This is a genomic window from Frankia sp. AgB32 (assembly GCF_023243045.1).
Lineage (GTDB): Bacteria > Actinomycetota > Actinomycetes > Frankiales > Frankiaceae > Frankia.
The window spans coordinates 1-4115 of record NZ_JALKFX010000130.1; the positions used below are offsets into that span (position 1 = coordinate 1).

3 protein-coding genes are annotated in these 4115 nt (G+C 68.3%); all 3 read left to right on the forward strand.

Features of this window, described 5'->3' with window-relative positions:
• Positions 1 to 567, forward strand: a 567-nt coding sequence (locus MXD60_RS25860) for a hypothetical protein (RefSeq protein WP_248822245.1), incomplete at its 5' end; no start/stop codon positions are given.
• Positions 568 to 882: 315 nt separating this feature from the next.
• Positions 883 to 2256, forward strand: a complete 1374-nt coding sequence (locus MXD60_RS25865) for a glycosyltransferase (protein WP_248822254.1) — start codon at positions 883 to 885, stop codon at positions 2254 to 2256.
• Positions 2257 to 2367: 111 nt separating this feature from the next.
• On the forward strand, positions 2368 to 3414 hold the full coding sequence (locus MXD60_RS25870) for a TIGR03857 family LLM class F420-dependent oxidoreductase (RefSeq protein ID WP_248822256.1): 1047 nt from the start codon (positions 2368 to 2370) through the stop codon (positions 3412 to 3414).
• Positions 3415 to 4115: the final 701 nt, after the last annotated feature.

The window sequence follows — 4115 nt, forward strand, 5'->3', positions numbered from 1 at the left end:
GGCGCGCAGGGCGCGCAGGGTCCGCGTGGCTACCAGGGCGCTCAGGGTCCGCGTGGCTACCAGGGCGCCCAGGGCGCCCAGGGTGCGCAGGGTGCGCAGGGTGCGCAGGGTGCTCAGGGTGCTCAGGGTGCTCAGGGCGCGCAGGGCGCGCAGGGCGCGCAGGGTCCGCGTGGCTACCAGGGCGCTCAGGGTCCGCGTGGCTACCAGGGCGCCCAGGGCGCGCAGGGTGCTCAGGGTGCTCAGGGTGCTCAGGGTGCTCAGGGTGCTCAGGGTGCTCAGGGTGCTCAGGGTGCCCAGGGTGCGCAGGGCACTCAGGGTCCGGCTGTCGGCGTCAGCAGCAGGGTGTACACCGTCTCGAACACTGGCGGGACCGCGACGGCGAACTGCATAGATTTCAATCCCAGCACCCCCTTCGCCATCGGCGGAGGCGCCCTCGCGGAGACAGGCGTCCTGACCGCTACGCGGCCCGTGTTCACCGGCAACGGACCGGCGACCGGCTGGCAGGCCCAGCGCACCTCCCAGGGGGAGGGCAACAACATCACCGCTTACGTGATCTGCGCCCCGTAGTCCAGCACGCAGTGTGATCGCGAGCCGAGTCGATCGGCTCGCGACCGTACCGAGTGGCGGTACCCCCGCGCGCGTCCGCGCGGGGGTACCGTCCGTACCGCTCCGGTCACTGCCCCGTCGGCCGATCCGTTCAGCACGTCAGGGGGAGCGGGCGCGCGCGCGGCCTGGTCCGCAGCCCGGTCCGGAAGGAGCTTCGGACCGAGGTACGGGACCTCGCAGCCCGCGAGACAGACCGCTGGCCTGTTTCGACCCGATACATCGGGTGAAACGCATACACCGTCACCGCATCTCCAGCCCTCTGGACAGGTATCAACAATGACGTCACCGACACCCAGATTCTCCGTCTTCACCCCAAGTCACCGGCCGCGCTTTCTGGACGAATGCCTGGCCTCGCTGCGGGCGCAGACCCGTTCCGACTGGGAGTGGATCGTGCTCCTGAACAACGGCGCCCGATGGCGGCCGGATATGCCGGACGACCGGATCAGGGTGGAGATAGCAGACAATCTACGGGGGGTGGGTGCGGCGAAGCGCCGGGCCTGCGAACTCGCCCGCGGTGAGTTCCTGGTCGAGCTGGACCATGACGACCTGCTGGCGAGTGACTGTCTGACGGAGCTGGCGAAGGCGTTCGACGAGAATCCGAGCGCCGTGTTCGTCTACAGCCACGCCGCCCAGATCACGGCGGACGGGGGGCGCGACGAGAGCCGGTTCGACGAGACGTACGGCTGGGTCTTCGAGGATGTGGACGTGGACGGCCGAGATGTCCTCCAGGCCGTCTCGCTGGCGCCCACGCCGCACAACGTCGCCTACATCTGGTACGCCCCCAACCACGTCCGCGCGTTCCGCCGGGAGACGTACGACCAGGTAGGGGGCTACGACGCGGACCGGCTGGTGCTCGACGACCAGGACCTGATGTGCCGGATCTTCCAGGCCGGTGCCTTCCACCATGTCCCGCGTTGCCTGTATCTGCAGCGTGTGCATCCGGACAACACCCAGAGCGACGCCGAGATCAACGCCCACATCCAGCAGGAGACCGTCGCCCTGTACGACCGGTACATAGAGGCCAACGCGCTGGCGTGGGCGTCCCGCAGCGGTCTGCTCGCGCTCGACCTTGGCGCCGCGCACCGCAAACCGACCGGTTATCTGGGGGTCGACCAGCGCGCGGGCAACGGGGTCGACATCGTGGCGACCCTGCCCGAGCGGCTGGATCTCCCGGACAACTCCGTCGGCATCATCCGCGCGGTCGACTTCCTCCAGTATGTTCCGGAGAAGGTGCCCCTGATCAACGAGCTTTACCGCCTGCTGGCCCCGGGCGGCATGCTGCTCACCCAGACTCCCAGCTCGGACGGGCGCGGCGCTTACCAGGACCCGACGCACCTCGCCTATTACAACGAGAACTCGTTCTGGTACTACACCGACGACCAGTACCGGACGTTCGTGCCCGAGATCCGCGCCAGGTTCCAGAGTTCACGGCTGGTCACCTACTTTCCCTCGGAGTGGCACGCGGAGAACAACATCCCGTATGTGGCCGCAAATCTCATCGCTGTCAAGGACGGCGCCGACCGGTGCGGTGGCCCACTGCTGTGCAACACCCGCGAGTCCGTGGCGAGCGAGCCGATCCCGTCGATCCCTTTGGTGCCGACGCAGGCGACGCCCGGCGGATCGGTGGCGCCCGAGCCCGCGGGCCGCTGACGGCGGTGCGGACGGTCGGACCAGGCGAGGAACAAGCCGGGCGCCTGCGGACCTGGGCGGAGAGGATGACGGTGTTCGCGTCACCAGGTTCGTTGATCTAGGAGTCCAGTCATGACGGCACCAGATTCCGTGCTTGAGAATCTTGGCTTTTACACCCTGGCCGGCCAGCCGGCCACCTCCCGTGATCTGCTCGCGGAGGTCAGCCAGGGCGAGGCGCTCGGTCTCGGTACGGCGTTCATCTCCGAGCGCTACAACAAGAAGGAAGCAGCCGTGCTGTCCGGCGCGGCGGCGGCGGCGAGCGAGCGGATCATCGTCCAGACGGCGGCGACGAACCACAACACCCGCCATCCGATGGTGACGGCGGGTTTTGCCCGGACGATGCAGAGCCTCTCCGGTGGTCGCTTCGTGCTGGGCCTCGGCCGGGGTATCCCGGGGTTGCAGGACGCTTTCGGTATCCCGCGGATCACCACCACGCAGTTGGAGGACTTCGCCGGCATCATGCGCCGGCTGTTCCGCGGTGAGGTCATCCTCGGCCATGACGGGCCCGCCGGTTCCTGGCCGGTGCTGCACCTCGACGCGTCGCTCGACGAGCATCTGCCGATGAGCCTGGTGGCGTTCGGGCCGCAGACCCTGAAGCTCGCCGGCCGCTGCTTCGACGAGGTCATCCTCCACACGTTCTTCACCGACGAGACCACGGCGAAGGCCGTGAAGACGGTGAAGGAGGCAGCCGAGCAGGCCGGGCGCGACCCGGCGTCGGTGAAGGTCTGGTCGTGCTTCGCCACCGTGAGCGACCATGTGCCGGCGGACCGGCGGCTGATGAAGCTGGTCGGTCGGCTCGCCACCTACCTGCAGGGGTACGGCGAGCTGCTGGTGCGCACGAACGGCTGGGACACCGAGGTCCTCAAGCGGATCCTGGCGGACCCGATCGTGTCCGGGGTGCGCGGACTGGACATCGTCGGGACGACGGAGCAGCTCGAGCACGTCGCCACGCTCATTCCGCAGGAGTGGCTCGCGCCCTCGGCCACGGGCAGCCCGCGGCAGTGCGTCGACGCCATCCGCAACCAGTTCGACCTCGGCTGCGACGGGGTCATCATGCACGGCGCGACGCCGACCGAACTTGAACCGATCGTCGCGGAGTACCGTCGCGTCGCGCGCTGACGGGTAGCGGCGGGCGGGCGGCCGTGCCGGTCAGCTTCCGGACAGGTGGGGGATTGTCCGGGTGTGCGGGAACGGCGCCCGTCCGCGTCGCGGCGGGAAAACGGCGACGAATGCGTCCGCCGTACGGGTGCCCATTGTCCGCGCTGCCCGCGATCCTTTCGGGTCCGGCAGCCCGACGGTCGCGCCTGTGCGCGGACCACCTCCAGGGCGGTGCCGCACCGCTGGCGTGAGAATAACCAAGCGACTATGATCCGCGACGTTCCAGGTAGCGGGATAATTCATTCCTGCGCTGCGTTCAGTCGACTTCGGCCTGCTCAGGTCCCTGTTTGTCGGGCTCCGCCAGCTCGCGCACGGTCTTCCCGTCGCCCTGCATCGGCTCTCGCCACCGCATTTTTGCGACATTCGCCCCGAAATCGAGCCGTGGACGTATCGGATGGTGGCGGCGACTCCCGGAAGGGTGCCGTGCCGCGGTCGCGATGCGCGTTCGCCGCCGGGAAGCGGCATAACACATCTGGTTCCGGTGGTGTCGACGTTCCCGACCGACCGGGCGCCGGCGTGATCAGTCTCTCTTCGCTGTCGACTGGTTCAGCTGCACACAGTTTTTTCTGGCACCCTCATTCGGATGTAAACATTCACCTGGTTTAGTGATCTTGCTGTAGGTGAGGGTTCGTGGGCGTGGTTGTGGGCCGCTCCGGGCGTGG

Bases quoted from the DNA above. Each gene is read 5' to 3' on its own strand.
- MXD60_RS25865 (WP_248822254.1), top strand. From the start codon at position 883: ATGACGTCACCGACACCCAGATTCTCCGTCTTCACCCCAAGTCACCGG.
- MXD60_RS25870 (WP_248822256.1), top strand. From the start codon at position 2,368: ATGACGGCACCAGATTCCGTGCTTGAGAATCTTGGCTTTTACACCCTG.